Genomic DNA, 18,211 nt, shown 5'->3' with positions numbered 1-18,211 from the left:
CGCTAACGCGCGCGTGCCTCAGTGCGTGGCGCGCCGGCGGCCGGTGAACAGGCCCAGCAGGAACAGCAGCAGGATCGCCCCGCCGGTGGCCACCAGCAGGCTGCCCAGGATGCCGCCGAATTCGATGTCCAGCATGTTGGCGATAAAGGCGCCCAGGAAGGCGCCGACCACGCCGACGATCAGGTTGGTCAGGATGCCGTGGTTGCGCCGCATCACCTTCTCGGCGATCCACCCGGCCAGGATGCCGATGATGATCGCCATGATCAGTCCAACGCCACTCATCTTCTCTCTCCTCAAGGTGTCGCTGGGCCACAAATGCGAACCGCGCTGCGCCGGTTGCACGCGGTAACGCGGAGTTAAACCTCCGCATGGCAGGCTCTGGAGCATGTCGCTCAGCGTCCAGCCCGTGACGTTCTTCCCGGTCCCGCCCGTGCGGGCGATCGCGCTCGACCGCGATCAGCTGCCGGAGAAGTCCCGCGCCGCCGAGGCCGCCCCGGCCCAGGCCCCGGCCCGCCCACTCGGCGGGCAGGCGACCGGCCGCCTCGTCGACATCCGCGTCTAGCCGCTACAGCGGCGCCTCCAGCTCGAACCGCAGACCGTCGGCCGCCCACTCGGCGCGCGCGGCGCCCCGCAGGTCGCCCCGGGCCAGCTTCTGCATCAGCCGCGTGCCGAAGCCGGTGCGGGCCGGCGCGCTCACCGCCGGCCCGCCCGCCTCGCGCCAGGTCAGCCGCAGCACGCCGCCGGCCACGCCCCACGACACCTCCACCCGCCCCGCGGGCCGGCTCAGCGCCCCGTACTTGGCCGCGTTGGTGGCTAGCTCGTGCAGGATCAGGCCGATGGCCTGGGCCTGGCCGGCGGTGAGCTGCACCGCCCCGCCCTCGACGCCCACCCGCCCGCGGAAGGCCTCCAGCTCGCGCGCCGCCAGCACCGACAGCTCGGCCCCGGTCCAGGCGTTCTGGGTCAGCACGTCATGGGTCCGGGCTAGGGCCACCAATCGCCCCTCGAAGTCGGCCTTGAAGCTGGCCAGGTCGCGCGCCCCCCGCGCCGTCTGGGCGGCCATGGACTGCACCGTGGCCAGGTTGTTCTTCACCCGGTGGTTCAGCTCGGCGACCATCAGCGCCTGGCGCTCGCGGGCGGCCACCTCCTCACTTATGTCCTGGATCGTGCCCAGCACATGGGTCGCCTGGCCGTCGGCGCCGAACAGCACCTGCGCCCAGCTGCGCACCCAGCGCTCGCTGCCGTCCCGGGCCCGGGTGCGGTGCTCGACCGAATAGCGGCCGCCATTCTCTCCGCGCAGGGCGGCCTGGTAGGCGGCCCTCATCATGGGCGCCTCGTCCGGCCGCAGCCGCGCCATGTAGCTGGCGAAGTCGATCGCGGCGTCAGGCTCGACGCCGAACAGCTCGCGGGTGCGGGCGTCCCAGGTCACCGCGTCGGCCCGGATATCGTATTCCCACAGCCCCAGCCCGGCCGCGCTGAGCGCCAGCTGCAGGCGCGCGCCCTGCCGCTCCGCCTCCTCCTGCGCCGCCCGGCGGGCGGTCACGTCGATCAGCACGAACGACACCCGCGGCGTCCGCCCGGCCAGCGGCGAGAAGGTGCCCAGGAACCAGCCCCGCCGGCCGTCGGGCCCGGTGAACTCGTACTCCCGCGTCAGCGTCTCGCCGCTCTTCCAGCAGCGCCGCAGGGTCGACATCCGCTGGGCGATCTGCGCCTCGCTCAGGCCCAGCTCACGGCCGCAACGCCCGTTCAGCCCCTCCGGCGGCAGGCCGTAGAAGGCGGCCGCGTTCCGGTTGGCGATCACATAGCGGTAGTCGTCGTCGAGCAGCTCGAAGACCCCCGCCATCACGTCGGCGGCCTCGAACACGGCCTTCAGAAGGGCGGCGGCGCCGGCGTCGGTCCACGGATTGTGGAGGGCGTCGTCGGAAAAGGTCACTGGCAGGCTCCGGAACGGCCGGCGACCTCACACCAACCCCGCCGGCTTGGCAATGCCGGCGCTTCCTGTGGCGCGACCCGGGGCGCGGGGGATCGCCCGCCGAAGCGCAGGCGGGTGGAGAGAAGCCACGGCTGCCCGGCGACGCTCTCCACCTCGGCTCCCGTCCCGGGCCAGCGCCGGGATCGCCCAAGGGGCCCCCGCTCCTACCGAGGGCGGCTGAGGGACAAGCTCACGCCATCCAGCTGAACTCGCCCAGCTCCCGCCGCGGCCCGCGCGGGTTCGGCTTGGTCGCGCCGCGCCGGTTCGCCGCGAACTCGCCGAAGGCGTCGGCCCCATGGCTGGCGTCGTCGTGCATCGGTCCGCCATAGGTGCGTGTCGCCTTCACCCAGCGCTTGCGGTAGGCCCGCAGCCGGTCCAGCCCCAGGGCGCACTTCGTGGCGTCGAACCAGGTGATCGGGATCATCAGCCGGGCTGCGTTGACCCGCTCCTCCGGGTTCATCGCGACCCCCACCTCGATCGGCGAGACGCCCAGGTTCCACAGGGTGTCATAGCGGCTGCGGCCGACGGCCATCTCCCGCACCGCCACGTCGTGCGGCAGGTGGTGGCGGCCGTACACATAGGGCTTCGAGCGCACCGCCTCGCGCACGATCGCGTCGAACCCCTCGCCGCTGGTCTCGAAGTAGTCGATGGCGCGCACCTCCTGGCCCACCTGCTGGAAGAACCAGATGGCGGTCGCGTCGTTCACCCCCAGGTCCCAGGCGGTGTCCACCTTCAGCGCCGGGTCCCACGGCACACGGCCGATCCGGCCCTGCGCCTCCGCCTCGCGCAGCGCGCTGCCGAAATAGCTGCCCGGGACGGCGGCGCTGAAGTCCACCAGGTACTCCGAGGCGAACCTCGCCTCCCCTTCTTCCCGCGAGCCGAGTTCGGCGATCAGCTCCGTGCGCTCGCGTTCCAGCTGCTCCGGCGTGAACACGTTGGTGTGCCGCGCCGAGGCCTGGATGGTCAGCCATTCGTCCGGCCTGAGCTTGCGGCTCTCGAAGGCCCGGGTGGCGTGGTTCAGCCCCCGCGGGGTCCAAAGGAACAGCGCCCAGCCGCCGTTCTCCGCCAGGATCGGCCGCAGGTAGGTCCAGGCGTCGGGCTTGGCCAGCGACCATTCCGAGAACACCACCCCCACCGGCGGCGAACCCACGAGGGAGTTGTAGTTGTCCGATCCCGCCAGCTGCCAGATCGAGCCGTTCTTCAGCTCGATCTTCATGTCGCTGTCCCAGCGCCTCAGCCGGTGCTCGCGCTTGAACGCCTCGTCGATCCGCCGCTTGCCGCTGTGCGGGTTCACCGCGTCCCAGATCGCCTTGCGCGCCTGGGTCGCCTCAGGCAGCAGGTGCCAGTAGGTCCCCTGCTTGGCGGTGGCCGCCGCCGCGGCCCAGTTCAGCGCCACCTCGTCCTTGCCCCAACGCCGGTGGGCCGCCACGTCGGCCCGCCGGCCGCCCGCCTGCAGGTAGCGCCAAAGCTCGTCCTGGTGAGGCCGGGGCTGCCAGCCGCTGCCGACCATGATGGCGTTGGGATCTGCGCCATCCGCCGCCGCCGCGGCCTTCCTGCGACCGCTCATCGCTCCACCACCTGCTCGTGGTCGATCGCCACGAACTCCACGGAACCGTCCCGGTGGTCGATGCGGTCGAACCGGCGGATGATGAAGGTCTGGACCTGGGTCGCGCCGCCGGGCCCGGTCTCGCGTCGCCGCTCGCTGAACTGCGACGGGTCGAGCGCCGCGGCCTGCTTCATCAGCGTCTCCACCTTCAGCTTGTCGGCCTGCACCGTCTCGGGCGCCGCCGCCATGGCGCGCTCATAGGCCTCCTCGAAACGGTCTTCCGCGGCCATGGCGCGAGACGCCCGGACGGCATGCTCGAAGTCCGGGTATTTCTTCCGCCACTCGAAGAAGGTGCTGTGCGCGGGCATGTTCGGCAGGTTGCAGACGGCGCGCCACGTCTTGCCGGCGGCCAGGTGGTCGCAAATCCTGCGGACCACGTCCTTGCCGTACCGCACGTGGGTCACCGAGCCGTCCGGGCGCGGCGCCTTCCCCCGCGGCCGCCGCGCGGCCGGGGTCATGGGTTCGTCCTTCATCAGGTCTCCTTCCAGGTCGTCCAGGTTGCTGGGCAGGTCTCCGCCGCCCTCGGCGGCGATCTCGCGCGCCTGGGCCAGCGCTTCGGCGAAGGCCGGATAGCGGTCGCGCCAGGCGTAGAGCTCCGATTGCGAGGGCATCCGGCCGCGGCCGGCCATGTGCGCCCACCGCTCTCCCGCGGCGAGGCGGACGCAGATCTCGCGGCCGAGGTCGGCCGTGTAGCGCGCGCGGATCACACAGCCCTTGGCGCGCGGCCGCCGTGGCGGCCGCGTTCTCTTCCTTGCCGGCATGGATGTTCGCCGCCGCGGGCCCCGCGGCGCTCCGTTCAATCAGGGATGGATTGCGTCACCGCGGGCGTTTGCACCTGCAGGGCGGCCGCACGCGCGGCCGCGGTCTCATCGCGGACGGACGGGTGCAGGACTTCACGCTCTACGGGCTCGACGAGGCGGGTGCGGTGCTCTCCTCCGAGCACATCGTGGTCCCCGACCTCGACGCCGCCCTGGCCGTCGCCCACCGCCGCCTGGAGCGCTTCCCCCGCGTCGAACTCTGGCAGGAAACCGTCTGCGTCTTCCGCGCCCCCACCCGCAGCTAGGCTCCTACTCCTATCTTCCGAGGGGCCGAGGCGGTTGTCCGTGAAGGCTTCGCTTGACCTCTGATGTTCCTATTTTATTCTCCGCTCATCCCGGCGAAAGCCGGGACCCAAGCGGAGGCTCCGCCGCCATTGAGCTTCTTCGTCTACATCATGGCGAGTGCGCCTTACGGCACGCTCTACACCGGCCACACGGATGACCTCGCCCGCCGGGTCTACGAGCACCAGGAGAAGCTGCGGCGGGGCTTCACTGCGAAGTACGATGTGGACAAGCTCGTGTGGTTCGAGACCTTTGAGCTGCGCGAGAACGCCTTTCGCCGGGAACGGCAGATCAAGGAGTGGCGACGGCGCTGGAAGATCCAGCTGATCGAGGCCGAAAACCCCACCTGGCGTGACCTCGGTCAGGATCTCAACAACCTCCTACCGTTCGTGGGCCGCTGACCCCGCTTGGGTCCCGGCTTCCGCCGGGAAGAGCGGAGAAGGGTTGGGACAATCGAGATCAAACCTCCGCCGACCTCATCCTTCATTCGACCTCACCACCCACCGCTCATCCCGGCGAAAGCCGGGACCCAAGCTGAGTCTCCGGTTGCTCGCAGCCGTCCCGAGGTCGTCCGTCCGAGGGGCGGAAAGCGTGCCTTAGTGCGCGGCCCAGCCGCCGCTTGGATCCCGGCTTTCGCCGGGAAGAGCGGAGAAGGGGCTGGAAACACCCAAGATCAAGCCTCCCCCCTCCCTCCAAACCCCGCTCATCCCGGCGAAAGCCGGGACCCAAGCTGAGTCAGCTCATCTGATCCCAGCCGCAACAGGCGCACCCAGCCGGACGCACCCGCGCCCCACCCGCTCAGCCCTCGTCCGGCTCGGCCAGCGGCGCGCGGATCGAGCAGACCAGTCCCTCGGGGTCGTAGCGCAGCCGCACCTGCCCGCGCAGCTCGGCCGCCAGGCCCCGCTCCAGCAGCCGCGAGCCGAAACCGCGCTGCGTCGGCGCCGTCACGGGCGGGCCGCCCCGCTCGGTCCAGGTGAGCTCGAGGTCGCCGCCCACCTGCGTCCAGGTCAGGTCCACGGCCCCTTCCGGCCGGCTCAGCGCGCCGTATTTCAGCGCATTGGTGCCCAGCTCGTGGAACGCCATGGACAGCGCCAGCGCCGCCTTGGGGGATAGCGCCAGGCGCGGCCCTGCCGCCCGCACCCGCCCGGCCGCCCCGGTCAGGGCGTCGAGCACCCCGTGCGCGATCTCGCCCACGCCGGCGCCTTCCCACTGCTCGCGGGTCAGGATGTCGTGCGCCGCGGCCAGCGCGCTGATCCGGTTCAGGAAAGCCTCGCGCACCTGGGCGTTCTCGGCGCCGCGCAGCGTCTGCATGGCGATGGCCTGCACCGTCGCCAGGTTGTTCTTCACCCGGTGGTTCAGCTCGAGGACCATCAGCTTCAGGTGGTCCTCGGCGGTCTTCTGCTCGTGGATGTCCTCGGTAGTGCCGTACCAGCGCACGATCCGACCCTCGGCGTCCCGCCGGGCGAACGCGCGCGAGCGGATCCAGCGGAACTCGCCGCTGCGCCGCCGGACCCGGTGGACGATGTCGTAGGGCTCGCCGGTGGCCACCGACCGCCCCCACACCTCGAAGGTCCGGGGCACGTCGTCGGGATGCAGGCCCTCGGCATAGGTCGAGCCCAGCCCCGTCTGGCCAGTCCAGTCCATCCAGCGCTGCGCCACACGGTCCAGCTGCCCGTCGGGCCGCGCGGTCCAGGCGACCTGCGGGTTCAGTTCGGCGGCGTGGCGGTAGTCCTCCTCGCTCTCGCGCAGCGCCGCCTCGGCCGCGCGGCGTTCGGTGACGTCGCGCACCAGCACCTGCACCGCGGGGCCGCCTTCCCACTCCACCAGGCCCGCCTTGGTCTCCACATGCAGCCGGCTGCCGTCGGGGCGCACCAGGTCGATCTCGGCCGGTCCCACGTCCTCTCCGCGCTTCAGGCGGTCCACCCGGCCTTGCACCACCGTGTAGTCTTCCGGCGGGTGGAATTCGGACGGCGAGCGGCCGATCAGGTCCTCGCTGCGCGGCACGCCATAGACCCGCAGCGCCGCGCGGTTGGCGTAGACGTAGCGACCGTCCTTGTTGATGACGATGGCGTCGGGGCTCAGGTCCGCCAGGGTCCGGAACCGGGTCTCCGTCTCGCGGAGCGCCGCCTCGGCGCGCTTGCGATCGGTGATGTCGAGCACGAATTCGAAGCCGGTGCCGTCTGGCTGCAGCTTGGCGGCGAACAGCGCCCACCAGCGGCTGCCGTCCTTGCGGATGTATTCCTTCTCGTAGGGCGTGGTCTCCCCGCGCGCCTTGAGCTCGGCGAACGCCTGCTCCGACCGCTCCATCCACTCCGCCGGCGTGAGCGATTGCCAGGTGAGGTCGCCCCGCTCCAGCTCTTCGCGACTGTACCCGCTCATCCGCAGGAAGGCGTCGTTGGCGTCGGTCAGGCGCCCGTCCATGTCGAAGTAGATCGCCCCGACGGTCTGGATCTGCAGGGCGGTGCGGAACCGCGCTTCGCTCGCGCTCAACGCCAGCTGCGCCGCGTGGGCGTCGGTGACGTCATGCCCCTCGCAGAAGATGCCGGTGACGCGGCCAGCCTCGTCCTTCACCGGTTCGTAGATGAAGTCCACGAACCGCTCCTGCAGCCCGCCGCCTGGCTGCTCCAGCCGAACCGGCATGTGGTGGGCCACGAAGCGCTCGCCCGTGGCGTACACCTGGTCCAGCAGGCGGAAGAAGCCCTGGCCCTCCAATTCCGGGAACACGTCCCTCGCCGCCCGGCCCTTGAAGTCGCGGTCGCCGAACAGGCGGCGATAGCTCTCGTTGACGAACTCGAAGGTGTGGGTCGGCTCGCGCAGGATCGCGACGAAGCCTGGCGCCTGCTCGAAGAGCCGCCGCTGCCGGGCGGTCTCCTCCTGTTGGCGGCGCTCGCCCAGGACCTGGGCCGTGGTTTCGATGCAGGCGCAGAAGAAGCCTGTCACCCGTCCGGCCTCCGCGAAGACCGGCGTGTAGGAGAAGGCGAAGTGCGTCTCCTCCACGAAGCCCCGGCGGTTCATCCAGAGTTCGATGTCGGTCATGTGCACCGGCTCGCCCCCGTACACACGCTCGACAATCGGCTCCAGGGCGTCGCGGATTTCGGACCAGACCTCGAAGAACGGCCGCCCCAGCGCCGCCGGATGCTTGTCGCCGAGGATCTCCATGTACGCGTCGTTGTAGATCGTCGTCTGAGCCTCGCCCCAGACAACGAACATCGGCTGGTTGGAGCCCAGCAGGACGCTCACCAGCGTCTTCAGCGACTCCGGCCACGCGTGCCGCGGGCCAACGGGCGAAGCGGCCCAGTCGTGGGCCTCCATGCGCCGCCCCATCTCGGTGAGCAGCTGGTAGGACGGAGAGGTGGCGGTGTCGCGAGCCATGACGATCCGACCTCGGCTCAGACGGTCTCGCGCCGGGTCACGCCCACCAGCCGGTCGTCGTGGTAGACCTCCACCAGGTCGCAGCTCGGGTGCGCCGCCACCACCTTCGCCGACCAGGCGAGCGCTGTGTCGTCGTCGTCGAACGCCTGCGCGTCCATGGACACGGGCGAGCCGTCGCGACGGCGGCTGTGGAAGGTGTAGATGCTCAAGTCCTTGCCCCAGATGCCGGCGTTGTGCGGCGCGTGCGCCCATATGGGCGTTTCGCCGCACGTCCAAGCTTGGCCGCGATCAAATCTTTCATCTCGTACATTATGCGCCAGCCGCGCATGCGTGGCTGTAGGAACTCGCCGCCTGCGCACCGTCTTTTGACAGCGCACGGCAGAATCCGGCATCTCGCCGCCGGATCGATCGCGCAGGAGCCAAGCCCTGTCCCTCTCCGCCCGCATGAAGACGCCCGAACAGCTGTTGGCCGAGGCCGAAGAGGCCGAACGCATGGCGGCCCTGGTCAGCTACCAGAAGGACAAGGACGCTCTCCTCCAGCGCGCCGCCGAACTCCGCCGCGCCGCCGAGCAGGCGGACCGTTCCCGCCGCTGAACCCGCCCGCCTTTCCCCACACAGTGGGCGAGGTGACCGCCGAGCGGGCGATGGGAACGGCAAGCGCCGCAACGCGCGCCTTCCGCCACAACCCTGCGTGGAACGACACACCACGTCGGCAACCCGACGTCAGGTTCAGCCGTTCCGCACCCGATGTCCGGCGCACACGACGAACCGCAATCCTGGGCCGACGATGACGGCGGCGACGCCGCCCTGGCCAATCTGCGCCGGCAGCTCGAGACAGTGAAGCGGCGCATGGAGGAGCATCGCCTCCAGCTGCACGCCGCAGGGCTCAGGCCCGAGGACCCCGGCGAGAACGCGGAAGCCTGATCATGCCGGATCGCGCCGAATACCTGCGCCGGGCGGAAGCCGCCGAGCAACAGGCCGAAGCGGCGCCGGAAGGCTATCACCGAGAGGATCTGCTGCGCCGAGCCGCCGCGCTGCGCGATATCGCCGACCAGCTCGCACAGCAGGAAGCGCCCGCTTCGCGGGCCGGGAACAATCCTGACGGCCCGTGAGTCTCAGGTTGCCAACGGCGCTAGAGCGACACGGCCGTAGCATCGGAAGCTAGCCGCCCCCGGTCCTCCCCCCCCGGACCGGGGGTTTTCCGTGGCTCCCCCCCTTTTTTGAACTGTCGGAACCTCGACAGTAGCTCGGCCGTTACCGGTAGGCATTCGACCGACACACGGATGCCGAATACCTGGTCGCCTGCGGGAGTCATGACGAGCCCAACAGTCGTCCCGCAGGTCTGGAATAGCGCCCCTGGGCCCAGCGAGGGACCAGGGGCCGTCCGGGCGCCTCCACCCTTCCTTCACCCTCGCCCTTCACCGGTTCTTCACCCGCGCCCGGCGAGGTTGCGCCCGACACCGTGAGGTTGAGGAAGCGATGGCGTCGGACTGGCTCGTTGAGATCTGCTGTCGCGCCTGTGGAGCCGCCTGCCGCGCACCGGTGGCGACGGTCGCGGGCGTGACGCGGCTGCTTTGTCCGAACGACGGCTGCGGCGGGCACGCCGATCTTCCCCCCGATCTGGCTGGTTCGGCCCAGTTCCTCCTCGAGGAGAGCCGTCGACGCCTGGCCCTCCGGCCCTGACGCCGCCCAACGGGCCTGACTTGCCGATCGCTCGCGCAGCGCGTGCGACCGATTGGCCCAAAGTCGGGCGCCGGACTATGCGCCGCCGGGCCTCATGCTAAGCCCTCGCGCCGCTCGGGAGGGCGACCGTGCACAGCTACAAGCTCTACGGCCTCAGCGAGGAAGGCCAGGTCCTGTTCGGCCGTGAGGTGCTGGCCGCCGATTTCGACGAGGCGCGCGCCCAGGCTGACGCCGCGCTCGAGCTCGCCGATGAAGTGGAGCTTTGGCGCGAGTCCGTGCGCGTCTACCGGCGGCGCAAAGGGGCTTGAGGCGTCGGCCCGCTACTCTTCAGGGCGATCGCCAGGACGGGCGGCCAGGATGACGGCGCCCACGACGGTGATCACCACCGGAAACGCCAAACCGACCCAGAACACGACGGACACTTGTCACTCACCCCCGACTGGCGCCCAGGGGTAAGACACCGGCGTTAACGCGTTCCTATCGGTAGCTGGCGAAGGGTTTAGCCGGCCGAAGCCTGCCCGGCGGGGCTCTCCCAGTCGCGGGACAGCATCCCGTCGCCCGCCAGGTGGTCGAGGATCCGCCGGGCCAGTTCGCTCACCGCAGCGGCTTGCGGAACGTGAGGCTGTCCGGCACCGCGTGCGGCCGCGTCTCCATGTCGTAGGCGGTGATGTAGACGACCGCCAGGCCGGGCTGCATGGCGCGCGCCGCGCGGGCCACGTCGAAGCCTGTCGTCCCCTCTCCCAGGTTGAGGTCGGTGACCAGCGCCTGGAACGTTCGGGCGGGCGAGCCGCGGAGGGCGGCGTAGGCCTCCTCGTCCGAGGCCGCGACGGTGACCTTCGCGCCGCGTTGTTCAAGGGCGGCGGCGATCATCTCGCGCTCGTTCGGCAGGTCTTCCACCAGGAGAATGTGCGGCGCCACGGACCACCGTCAAATGTTAGTCTAGCGAAAACGCTCAACGGTCGCTGACAGCCAAGGTTCCCGGCGCCGCGCCCGGTTGCGGTCGCCCTCTCCCGCAGCCGGCCGGCGCGCCGGAACCCGCACGCCTCGCCCCCCGTTGGCCATGGACACCGACACAAGGGAGCTCGCATCGTCATGACCCAGGGCGCAGACCAGAACAATTCCCAGTCGTCCGAGGACGGCGGCGGCCGTCGCGGCGAGCCGAACCACCTCGGCGGGACCGACAAGGACGGCCACCTGAACCCTCAGGTCGACCGCAAGGACGGGGAGTCCGAGGGCGGCCGCCAGATCGCCCAGGACAGCCAGCAATCCTCCGGCCAGGGCATGGGCCAGAGCTGACGGCTGCGCAATCGGCGCAGGTCTGGAGCCTGCGCCGATCATCGCGCAAACGCGCGCAGCCGTCAAGAACAAAATGAGAACGGTTCCCGGGCGGGAACCAAGCTCGGCCATGGCGCGTTACGCCGCCCGAAAGGGGGGCCAGATGAGCCAGACAACAAGACGAGTCCGCGACGACTTCGAAGCTGCCCTGCTGGACGCAGTGCCGTTCATGCGCGCCTTCGCCCGCACGCTCTGCCACGACACGGACCAGGCCGAAGACCTCGCCCAGGAGACCCTGGTGAAGGCCCTCGCCTGCCGCCACCAATTTCAGCCGGGTACAAACCTCCGCGCCTGGCTCTCCACCATCCTGCGCAACCGCTTCTACTCCGGTCAGCGCCGCCTCCGCTGGCGCGGCGAGTACGACGCCGAGGCCATGGAGCGCACCCTGGTCGCCCCGGACGACCCCGCCGTGACCGTCGAGCTCGAGGACGTCCGCCGCGCCCTGTCCATGCTGCCCGACTTCCAGCGCGAGGCCCTGATCCTGGTCGGCGCCGGCGGCATGTCCTACGAGGAGGTCGCCCACATCGCCGGCTGCCCCGTCGGCACCGTGAAGAGCCGGGTCCGCCGCGCCCGCGACGAACTGACCTCCATCCTTTTCGAGGGCCGGACCACGCCGCAGCCCAGCGCCGCGGCCCCCCTCGAGGCGATCATCGACGACTTCGACCGCCTCCGCCGCGGCCGCTCCGCCGCCTGAACGTCGGTAGACAGAAAACGCCCGGGGCCGTGGCCCCGGGCGTCTTGCTGTCCGTGATGGGGGCTATCGGCCGTAGATGCGGTCCAGCACCCGGGCGCCGTCGACCAGCCGCTCGGCCGACGGGTCGAACCGTTGGCCCGCCGCCAGCCGCTCCGCCCAGTCCGCCGCGGCCCGGCCGCCCCAGGCGTCGGGCGGGGTGGCGAGGGTCTCGCGTGCGGTCCCGCGATAGCGCTCCGCCGTGAAGTCGTAGAACGAGCCCCCGACGTTCTTCATCGCCGCCCCGCCGCCGGTCCCGTAGAAGCTGGCCTCAATGATCGCGTCGCAGCCGGCCTGCAGCCGCCAGGAGCAGGCCAGCCGCACTGCCGTTCCGCCGGCGAGCTCCAGCGTCGCAACGGCATAGTCCTCCACCCGGTCGTTCCGGCCCGCCAGGGGCTCGCCGCCCGCAAACAGCTTGCTGGAGACCTCCGTCACCTCGGGGAAGTCCAGCGCCCAGAGCGCCAGGTCGACCAGGTGTACGCCCAGGTCCATGACGCAGCCGCCGCCCGAGAACTGGGGGTCGTAGAACCACGCCTTGTCCGGGCCATACGCGTTGTGGAAGACGAGGTCGACGGCGTGCACCCGACCCAGCTCGCCCGCCTGCAATAGCTCGCGGATCCGGCGCATGCCCTCGGTGAAACGGTAGGACAGATCCACCGCCAGCAGGCGGTCGGCGGCGCGGGCGGCGTCCACCACGGCCTCCACCTCGGCCGCGGTGCGGCCGAGCGGCTTCTGGCAGAAGACGGCTGCGCCGGCGGCGAGCGCCTTGATCGACTGCTCCGCGTGCAGGGCCGAGGGCGTCGCGATGACCACCCCGTCGACGCCGGCGGCGAGGATCTCGTCCAGGTTGGAGAGTTGCTCCGCCTCGGGGGCGAGCTTGCCCGCCTCGGCCGCCATCTCGGCGGAGGGGTCAGCGACCGCGGCGATCTCGACGGCCCCGGTGGCGGCGATGGCCTCCATGCGATGGCGGCCGATCCAGCCGACGCCGAGGAAGCCGATGCGCGGCCTCGGCGTCGTACTCACGAGAGGGGTCGGGGCGGCGAGGGTCTCGCTCATCGGAAGGTCACCAGGGCCTTGAGGAAGCCGTCGGGGCGGTCGCGGGTGGCGTTCAGCGCCTCGTCGAGGCGTTCAAGCGGGTAGCTGTGAGTGTAAAGCGGGGCTGGATCGAGCCTTCCCGAGGCCACGGCGTCGACGGCGTCGCGGATTCCCTGGGCGTAGACCTCCGGATCGCGCTCGTGGGCGTTGATCACGTCGAGGCCGCGCCAGTTCCACAGCTGCATGTTCACCTGGCGGGGGCCGTCCTGGTGGTAGCCGGCGATCACCAGCTTGCCGCGCTCGCGGGTGAGCTCAGCGGCCAGGTCGAGGGGCCACTGCTTGCCCACCGCCTCGATGACCCGGTCGCAGAAGACGCCGCCGGTCAGCTCGCGGACCCGCTCGATGATCTGCCAATGGTCTAGCATCGGGACCACCTCGGCGGCCCCGAACTGGCGCGCGACGTCGAGAGAGAACTCCCGGCGCGACACGGCGATCACCCGGGCGCCGGCGTCCGTGGCCAGGCGGGTGAGGATGGCGCCCAGGAAGCCGATGCCGACGATGGCGACGGTCTGCCCCGCCTGGATGTCGGCCCGGCGGAAGATGTTCATGGCGCAGCCCAGCGGCTCGCCAGGGAAGGGCTTGCCGTCCAGCTGCGGCGGCAGCTTCACCACCGCGCCCACGTCGGCGATGTCCCATTCGGCGTAGCTCTTATGGCTCAGCGCCGCGACCCGGTCTCCGACCGACAGGCCCTCGACCCCCTCGCCCACGGCGTCGACCACGCCCCAGCCCTCGTGCCCGAGCGCGCCCGGCTCGGTGGGGAAGGTCATCCACTCCGGACCCTCCCACGGCGTGAGGTTGGAGGCGCAGACCCCGCATCCCTCCAGGCGCACCCGCACCTCGCCGGGGCCGGGCTGCGGCAGGGCCACCTCGTCCAGCTGGATCTTGCCCGGTCCCGCCAGCACGGCGGCCCGCATCACAGGCTCTTCGGCCACAGCCACGCTCATCGCCCCACCCTCACGCTAGACTTGTCCAAGGAGGCGCATGCGCACAGCCGAAGGCCCGCCCGCCGGTCGGCGTGCGTCCTCGCGTCGGCGATGGCGGCATCTCCCACGGGAGGAACAACTACTTAGGTAGAGCTTCGTTCCCTCCCCGGCTTGACCCGCCGGCCGGCGCGGGCTTTGACCGCGGCGCACGGAGGAATGCACATGGACACGCGTCGCCTGGGCCCGTTCGAGGTCTCCGCCATCGGCCTGGGCTGCATGAGCCTGTCCCATGCCTACGGCACGCCGCCGCCGCGGGAGACGGCCGAGGCCGTGCTGAAGGGGGCGCTGGACGCCGGCTACACCTTTCTGGACACCGCCGCCGTGTACGGCATGGGCCACAACGAGACCCTGATCGGCGAGGTGCTGAAGGATCGCCGCGCGGATTTCGTCCTGGCGTCGAAGTGCGGCCTCACCAACGGCGACAAGCGCGAGATCAATGGCCGCCCCGAGGTTCTCAAGGCCACCTGCGAGGCCAGCCTTCGCCGGTTGCAGACCGAGGTGATCGACCTCTACTACCTGCACCGCTGGGACAAGACCGTGCCGATCGAGGAGAGCGTCGGCGCGCTTTCCGACCTGGTGCGGGAAGGCAAGATCCGCACCATCGGCCTGTCGGAAGTCTCGGCCGACACCCTGCGCCGGGCGCACGCCACGCACCCGATCACCGCCCTGCAGACCGAATACTCCCCCTGGACCCGCAATCCCGAGATCGCCGTGCTGGAGGCGTGCCGCGAGCTCGGCGTGACCTTCGTCGCCTTCTCGCCGGTGGCGCGCGGCTTCCTGGCTGGCGGGGTGCGCGACACCGCCCAACTGGAGGCCGGCGACCTGCGGCTGAACATGCCGCGTTTCCAGGGCGAGAACTTCGCGCAGAACCTGCAGCTGCTGGCGCGGTTCGAGGACCTGGCGCGGGAGGCCGGCTGCACGCCTGCCCAGTTGTGCCTGGCCTGGCTCCTCGCCAAGGACGAGACGCTGGTGCCCATCCCCGGCACGGCCAACCCGGACCACATGCGCGAGAACGCCGCCGCGGCCGAGGTGCGCCTCGCGCCGGAGATGGTGGATAAGGTCGACGCCGTCGTGAACGAGGGGACAGTCGCCGGCCACCGCTACCCGCCGGCGCTGCAGGCGTCGATCGACACCGAAGGCTGAATGGCGAGTCTGCGCGAAGCGGCGCCGTTTCGGTTCGCGCCAGGCGCGAAGACGGAGTAGAACTGCCTCTTCACGCGAGGAGAGCAGGTTTTGACCGGACGGCCGACCGCCGCGCTGCCTCGCGCCGTCGCCAGGCTGAGCCCGTCCACCGTGCACGGGCGGCTGCTGCTCACCGTCTTCGCGGTGCTGATCCCAGCCCTGCTGCTGGCCGGCATGCTGCTTTGGCAGACCGAGACGGCGGCCCGGCAGGCCCAGCAACGCCAGCTCACCGAAACCGCCCGCGCCCTGTCCCTGGTCGCCGACCGGCAGGTGGGCGAACACGCCGCCCTGCTGCGGGCGCTTTCCACCTCGCGCCTGCTTCGCGGCGAGGACTGGGCGGGATTCGACCGGCAGGCCCGCGAAGCCGTCGCCGGCCCGAACAGCTGGGTGGTGGTCAACGAGATCGACGGCCAGCAACGGATCAACACCCGCGCCCCGCTGGGCGCGACCCTGCCCTCCACGCCCACGGGCGCCTTCGGCCCGAACTGGGCGGGCGCGCGAGAGCCCGGCGTGCGCATCTCGAACATGCTCTACGGCCCGGTGGCCCGGCAGCCGGTGGTCGCCGTGCTGCGCCGCGTGCCGCTGGCGAGCGGCCGGGAGGTGGAGCTCAGCATCGTCACCCTGGCTGCGGACTTCGAGCGGATCTTCCGCGACCAGCGCCTGCCCGACCGCTGGACCGGCGCGATCCTCGACGACCGCGGCGTGCTGATGGCCCGCAGCCGCGACAGCGACAAGCTGCGCGGCCGGCGTGCGTCGGCCGACATGCTGCAGGCCATGGAGCATCAGCCTGCCGGCGTTGTGACCACCGAGACGCTCGATGGGGTGAAGACCCACTCCGCCTTCAGCCGGCTGCCGGGCTACGGCTGGACCGCCATCGTCGGCGTGCCACGCCAGGAGATGAGCATCGCAGCGGCCCAGGTGCTGTGGGGCTCGGCCCTGGCGCTATTCATACTGGGCGCTGGCGCGGCGCTGGCGGCCGCCGCCGCGCGGCGCATCGAACGCCCGGTCACCGCCTGGGCGGACGCCGCCCGCCGCTGGACCGAAACCGGCGTGCTGGAGACGCCGCGCGTGGCGGGCCTGCGCGAGACCGACGCCCTCGCCACGGCCTTCACCGACGCAGTGGCCCGGCTGCAGGCCCGCGAGGCGGCGCTCGCCGAGAGTGAGACACGCAAGGCGCTGGCGCTCGCCGCGTCCGGGGCCGGACTCTGGGACTGGAACCTGGAAGACAACGTCGTCGAGTGGTCCCCGGAGCTGTTCCGGCTGGTCGGAGCCGAGCCGCGGCCGCCAGGCCCGGAGCTGCTGGACCTCTGGATGAGCCTGTTGCTGCCGGACTCCCAGGAGGCCGCCGCCCGCGCGGTGGAGCGGGCCCTAACCGGCGAGCCTATCGACATGGACCTGCAGATCCGCAGGGCCGACACCGGCGAGGCGCGGTGGCTGAGATCCCATGGCATGCCCCTGCGGGACGCCGACGGCGTGGTCAAACGGGTGGTCGGCGTCAATCTGGATATCACGGACCTGCGGCGCAGCCAGGAGGTGCTGGCGCAAGCCAACAAGGAGCTCGCCTCGACGGTCGACGCGCGCACCCGCGAGCTCGACCACATCTGGAAGCTCTCCCGCGACCCCTTCCTGATCGCCGACTCCGAGGGGCGCTGGCTGCGCGCAAGCCCGGCCTGGACGGACATCCTCGGCTGGAGCGAGGCCGAGCTGGTGGGCAAGACCTCGGAGTGGATGGAGCATCCCGAGGATCGGGCGCGCACCCGCGCCGCCGACGCCCAGCTGGCGTCGGGCGAGACGATCACGCGGTTCGAGAACCGGTTCCGGAGCAAGGACGGCCACTACCGCTGGTTCTCGTGGACCGCGGTGCCGTTCGAGGGCCAGAACTTCTGCGTGGCTCGCGACGTGACCGCCGAGCGCGAGGCGATGGCCGAGCTGGCCCGGGCGCAGGAGGCCCTGCGGCAGGCGCAGAAGATGGACGCTATGGGCCAGCTGACCGGCGGCGTGGCGCACGACTTCAACAACCTGCTGACGCCGATCCTGGGCAGCCTGGACATGCTGCAGCGACGCCAGGCCGAGCTGGACGAGCGCAGCCGGCGGCTGATCGATGGCGCCCTGCAGTCGGCGGAACGGGCGCGAGTCCTGGTGCAGCGACTGCTCGCCTTTGCGCGTCGCCAGCCGCTGCAGCCCGCCCCTGTGGACGTGGCGCGTCTCATCGAAGGCATGGGCGAGCTGATCGCCAGCACCGCCGGCCCCCGCATCCGGATCGTGGTGGAGGCGCCGGAGGCGCTGCCGCCGGCCCGAGGGGACGTCAACCAGCTGGAGATGGCGCTGCTGAACCTGGCGGTGAACGCCCGCGACGCCATGCCGGATGGCGGCACGCTGACCATCGCGGCCCAGGCCCGCAGCGTTGCGGAAGACGAGATCCCAGGCCTGCGCGCCGGCGCCTACGTGTGCCTATCGGTGACGGACACCGGCTCCGGGATGGACAGGGAGACGCTGGCCCGCGCCGTGGAGCCGTTCTTCTCCACCAAGGGCGTCGGCCGCGGCACGGGCCTGGGGCTCTCCATGGTGCACGGCCTGGCCGGCCAGCTGGGCGGGGCCTTGAAGATCAACAGCACGCCGGGCGTCGGCACCCAGGTGGAACTGTGGCTGCCCAAGGCGCGCGCGCGGACGGCTGCGGCCGAGGCTCAGCACGAGGGCGACGCCCTGGCCGCCCAGGCCGCCGTGGCCCTGCTGGTGGACGACGAGGACCTGGTGCGCACCAGCGCCGGCGACATGCTGGCCGAGCTCGGCTACGCGGTGGTCGAAGCCCGCTCGGCGACGGAAGCCCTTAGCCTGGTGGAGGCGGGCCTCGCCCCTACCCTGCTCGTCACCGACCACCTGATGCCAGGGATGACGGGCGCGGAGCTGGCCGCCGAAATCCGCCACCGGCTGCCGGACGTGCTGGTCCTGGTGATCTCTGGCTATGCTGAAGCCGAAGGCCTGGCGGCGAGCCTGCCGCGCCTCGCCAAACCCTTCCGCCAGCACGAGCTGGCCGCCGCGCTTGCGGACCTGACCCCGACATCGGGGCGGACCGGCGTCTCGGAGCCCAGTTAGCCGAAGTCGCACGCCCGGGAGAGCCGGACCTGCGCGTCCCGAGGCGGCCCGCGCCGAGCGCTA

At 71.2% G+C, this 18,211-nt stretch carries 20 protein-coding genes; 11 read left to right on the top strand and 9 right to left on the bottom strand.

The window, feature by feature from the left end; translation table 11 throughout:
* Window positions 1–18 precede the first annotated feature (18 nt).
* Complete coding sequence (locus VIL67_RS07310) at window positions 19–282, bottom strand: GlsB/YeaQ/YmgE family stress response membrane protein (protein ID WP_332048216.1); 264 nt, start codon at window positions 280–282, stop codon at window positions 19–21.
* A gap of 103 nt (window positions 283–385) precedes the next feature.
* Between VIL67_RS07310 and VIL67_RS07305 the strand changes: the two genes are divergently transcribed.
* Window positions 386–562 carry a hypothetical protein gene (locus VIL67_RS07305; RefSeq protein WP_332048215.1) on the top strand — a complete coding sequence of 59 codons (177 nt, stop codon included), beginning with the start codon at window positions 386–388 and terminating at the stop codon, window positions 560–562.
* 3 nt (window positions 563–565) lie between these two features.
* Here VIL67_RS07305 and VIL67_RS07300 read toward each other — a convergent pair whose 3' ends face one another.
* The 3 genes from VIL67_RS07300 to VIL67_RS07290 all read right to left on the bottom strand — a co-directional run bounded on the left by VIL67_RS07300 (window position 566) and on the right by VIL67_RS07290 (window position 4,282).
* Window positions 566–1,930: a sensor histidine kinase gene (locus VIL67_RS07300; RefSeq protein ID WP_332048214.1), complete on the bottom strand. Its 1,365-nt coding sequence runs from the start codon at window positions 1,928–1,930 to the stop codon at window positions 566–568.
* A gap of 229 nt (window positions 1,931–2,159) precedes the next feature.
* Entirely contained in the window at window positions 2,160–3,536 is a 1,377-nt protein-coding gene (locus VIL67_RS07295) for a hypothetical protein (RefSeq protein WP_332048213.1), read from the bottom strand.
* A complete protein-coding gene (locus VIL67_RS07290) occupies window positions 3,533–4,282 on the bottom strand; it encodes a terminase small subunit-like protein (protein WP_332048212.1) in 750 nt (249 codons plus the stop codon). The genes VIL67_RS07295 and VIL67_RS07290 overlap by 4 nt, the downstream gene beginning before the upstream one ends.
* Window positions 4,283–4,458: 176 nt before the next feature.
* Here VIL67_RS07290 and VIL67_RS07285 point away from each other — a divergent pair, with 176 nt between their 5' ends.
* Window positions 4,459–4,638, top strand: coding sequence for a hypothetical protein (locus VIL67_RS07285; protein WP_332048211.1), 180 nt, complete (start codon window positions 4,459–4,461; stop codon window positions 4,636–4,638).
* A gap of 129 nt (window positions 4,639–4,767) precedes the next feature.
* Window positions 4,768–5,076: a GIY-YIG nuclease family protein gene (locus tag VIL67_RS07280; protein WP_332048210.1), complete on the top strand. Its 309-nt coding sequence runs from the start codon at window positions 4,768–4,770 to the stop codon at window positions 5,074–5,076.
* Window positions 5,077–5,473: 397 nt separating this feature from the next.
* On the opposite strand, the gene VIL67_RS07275 is transcribed toward VIL67_RS07280, so the two are convergent.
* Together VIL67_RS07275 and VIL67_RS07270 are read right to left on the bottom strand one after the other, a co-directional pair.
* Window positions 5,474–8,047: a PAS domain S-box protein gene (locus tag VIL67_RS07275; RefSeq protein ID WP_332048209.1), complete on the bottom strand. Its 2,574-nt coding sequence runs from the start codon at window positions 8,045–8,047 to the stop codon at window positions 5,474–5,476.
* A 17-nt stretch (window positions 8,048–8,064) separates the two neighbouring features.
* Window positions 8,065–8,256 (bottom strand): hypothetical protein, encoded by a 192-nt coding sequence (locus VIL67_RS07270; protein ID WP_332048208.1) that lies wholly within the window; start codon window positions 8,254–8,256, stop codon window positions 8,065–8,067.
* A gap of 235 nt (window positions 8,257–8,491) precedes the next feature.
* On the opposite strand from VIL67_RS07270, the gene VIL67_RS07265 reads away from it, so the two are divergent.
* The 4 genes from VIL67_RS07265 to VIL67_RS07250 all read left to right on the top strand — a co-directional run bounded on the left by VIL67_RS07265 (window position 8,492) and on the right by VIL67_RS07250 (window position 10,038).
* Window positions 8,492–8,641, top strand: coding sequence for a hypothetical protein (locus tag VIL67_RS07265; RefSeq protein ID WP_332048207.1), 150 nt, complete (start codon window positions 8,492–8,494; stop codon window positions 8,639–8,641).
* Window positions 8,642–8,794: 153 nt separating this feature from the next.
* Window positions 8,795–8,971, top strand: a complete 177-nt coding sequence (locus VIL67_RS07260; RefSeq protein ID WP_332048206.1) for a hypothetical protein — start codon at window positions 8,795–8,797, stop codon at window positions 8,969–8,971.
* Window positions 8,972–8,973: 2 nt separating this feature from the next.
* On the top strand, window positions 8,974–9,159 hold the full coding sequence (locus tag VIL67_RS07255) for a hypothetical protein (protein ID WP_332048205.1): 186 nt from the start codon (window positions 8,974–8,976) through the stop codon (window positions 9,157–9,159).
* A gap of 699 nt (window positions 9,160–9,858) precedes the next feature.
* Complete coding sequence (locus VIL67_RS07250; protein WP_332048204.1) at window positions 9,859–10,038, top strand: hypothetical protein; 180 nt, start codon at window positions 9,859–9,861, stop codon at window positions 10,036–10,038.
* Window positions 10,039–10,324: 286 nt separating this feature from the next.
* On the opposite strand, the gene VIL67_RS07245 is transcribed toward VIL67_RS07250, so the two are convergent.
* On the bottom strand, window positions 10,325–10,648 hold the full coding sequence (locus tag VIL67_RS07245; protein WP_332048203.1) for a response regulator: 324 nt from the start codon (window positions 10,646–10,648) through the stop codon (window positions 10,325–10,327).
* A gap of 174 nt (window positions 10,649–10,822) precedes the next feature.
* Between VIL67_RS07245 and VIL67_RS07240 the strand changes: the two genes are divergently transcribed.
* Both VIL67_RS07240 and VIL67_RS07235 read left to right on the top strand, forming a co-directional pair.
* Window positions 10,823–11,026, top strand: a complete 204-nt coding sequence (locus tag VIL67_RS07240; RefSeq protein WP_332048202.1) for a hypothetical protein — start codon at window positions 10,823–10,825, stop codon at window positions 11,024–11,026.
* Between the two features lie 142 nt (window positions 11,027–11,168).
* Complete coding sequence (locus VIL67_RS07235) at window positions 11,169–11,759, top strand: sigma-70 family RNA polymerase sigma factor (RefSeq protein ID WP_332048201.1); 591 nt, start codon at window positions 11,169–11,171, stop codon at window positions 11,757–11,759.
* A gap of 63 nt (window positions 11,760–11,822) precedes the next feature.
* On the opposite strand, the gene VIL67_RS07230 is transcribed toward VIL67_RS07235, so the two are convergent.
* Together VIL67_RS07230 and VIL67_RS07225 are read right to left on the bottom strand one after the other, a co-directional pair.
* Window positions 11,823–12,851, bottom strand: coding sequence for a Gfo/Idh/MocA family protein (locus VIL67_RS07230; protein ID WP_332048200.1), 1,029 nt, complete (start codon window positions 12,849–12,851; stop codon window positions 11,823–11,825).
* Window positions 12,848–13,834, bottom strand: coding sequence for an MDR/zinc-dependent alcohol dehydrogenase-like family protein (locus VIL67_RS07225; protein WP_332048199.1), 987 nt, complete (start codon window positions 13,832–13,834; stop codon window positions 12,848–12,850). The genes VIL67_RS07230 and VIL67_RS07225 overlap by 4 nt, the downstream gene beginning before the upstream one ends.
* Window positions 13,835–14,035: 201 nt before the next feature.
* On the opposite strand from VIL67_RS07225, the gene VIL67_RS07220 reads away from it, so the two are divergent.
* Both VIL67_RS07220 and VIL67_RS07215 read left to right on the top strand, forming a co-directional pair.
* On the top strand, window positions 14,036–15,016 hold the full coding sequence (locus tag VIL67_RS07220) for an aldo/keto reductase (protein WP_332048198.1): 981 nt from the start codon (window positions 14,036–14,038) through the stop codon (window positions 15,014–15,016).
* A 90-nt stretch (window positions 15,017–15,106) separates the two neighbouring features.
* Entirely contained in the window at window positions 15,107–18,148 is a 3,042-nt protein-coding gene (locus VIL67_RS07215) for a PAS domain-containing protein (protein WP_332048197.1), read from the top strand.
* Window positions 18,149–18,211 lie beyond the last annotated feature (63 nt).

The organism is Phenylobacterium sp., assembly GCF_036563385.1.
Lineage (GTDB): Bacteria > Pseudomonadota > Alphaproteobacteria > Caulobacterales > Caulobacteraceae > Phenylobacterium.
This window is presented reverse-complemented; position numbering and strand designations above follow the sequence as displayed.

What these genes read in the sequence shown, in the direction of transcription:
- VIL67_RS07260 (WP_332048206.1), top strand. Translation starts at nt 8,795, where the DNA reads ATGTCCGGCGCACACGACGAACCGCAATCCTGGGCCGACGATGACGGC.
- VIL67_RS07230 (WP_332048200.1), bottom strand. Translation starts at nt 12,851, where the DNA reads ATGAGCGAGACCCTCGCCGCCCCGACCCCTCTCGTGAGTACGACGCCG.
- VIL67_RS07235 (WP_332048201.1), top strand. Translation starts at nt 11,169, where the DNA reads ATGAGCCAGACAACAAGACGAGTCCGCGACGACTTCGAAGCTGCCCTG.
- VIL67_RS07240 (WP_332048202.1), top strand. Translation starts at nt 10,823, where the DNA reads ATGACCCAGGGCGCAGACCAGAACAATTCCCAGTCGTCCGAGGACGGC.
- VIL67_RS07220 (WP_332048198.1), top strand. Translation starts at nt 14,036, where the DNA reads ATGGACACGCGTCGCCTGGGCCCGTTCGAGGTCTCCGCCATCGGCCTG.
- VIL67_RS07265 (WP_332048207.1), top strand. Translation starts at nt 8,492, where the DNA reads ATGAAGACGCCCGAACAGCTGTTGGCCGAGGCCGAAGAGGCCGAACGC.
- VIL67_RS07225 (WP_332048199.1), bottom strand. Translation starts at nt 13,834, where the DNA reads ATGAGCGTGGCTGTGGCCGAAGAGCCTGTGATGCGGGCCGCCGTGCTG.
- VIL67_RS07255 (WP_332048205.1), top strand. Translation starts at nt 8,974, where the DNA reads ATGCCGGATCGCGCCGAATACCTGCGCCGGGCGGAAGCCGCCGAGCAA.
- VIL67_RS07310 (WP_332048216.1), bottom strand. Translation starts at nt 282, where the DNA reads ATGAGTGGCGTTGGACTGATCATGGCGATCATCATCGGCATCCTGGCC.
- VIL67_RS07305 (WP_332048215.1), top strand. Translation starts at nt 386, where the DNA reads ATGTCGCTCAGCGTCCAGCCCGTGACGTTCTTCCCGGTCCCGCCCGTG.
- VIL67_RS07275 (WP_332048209.1), bottom strand. Translation starts at nt 8,047, where the DNA reads ATGGCTCGCGACACCGCCACCTCTCCGTCCTACCAGCTGCTCACCGAG.
- VIL67_RS07295 (WP_332048213.1), bottom strand. Translation starts at nt 3,536, where the DNA reads ATGAGCGGTCGCAGGAAGGCCGCGGCGGCGGCGGATGGCGCAGATCCC.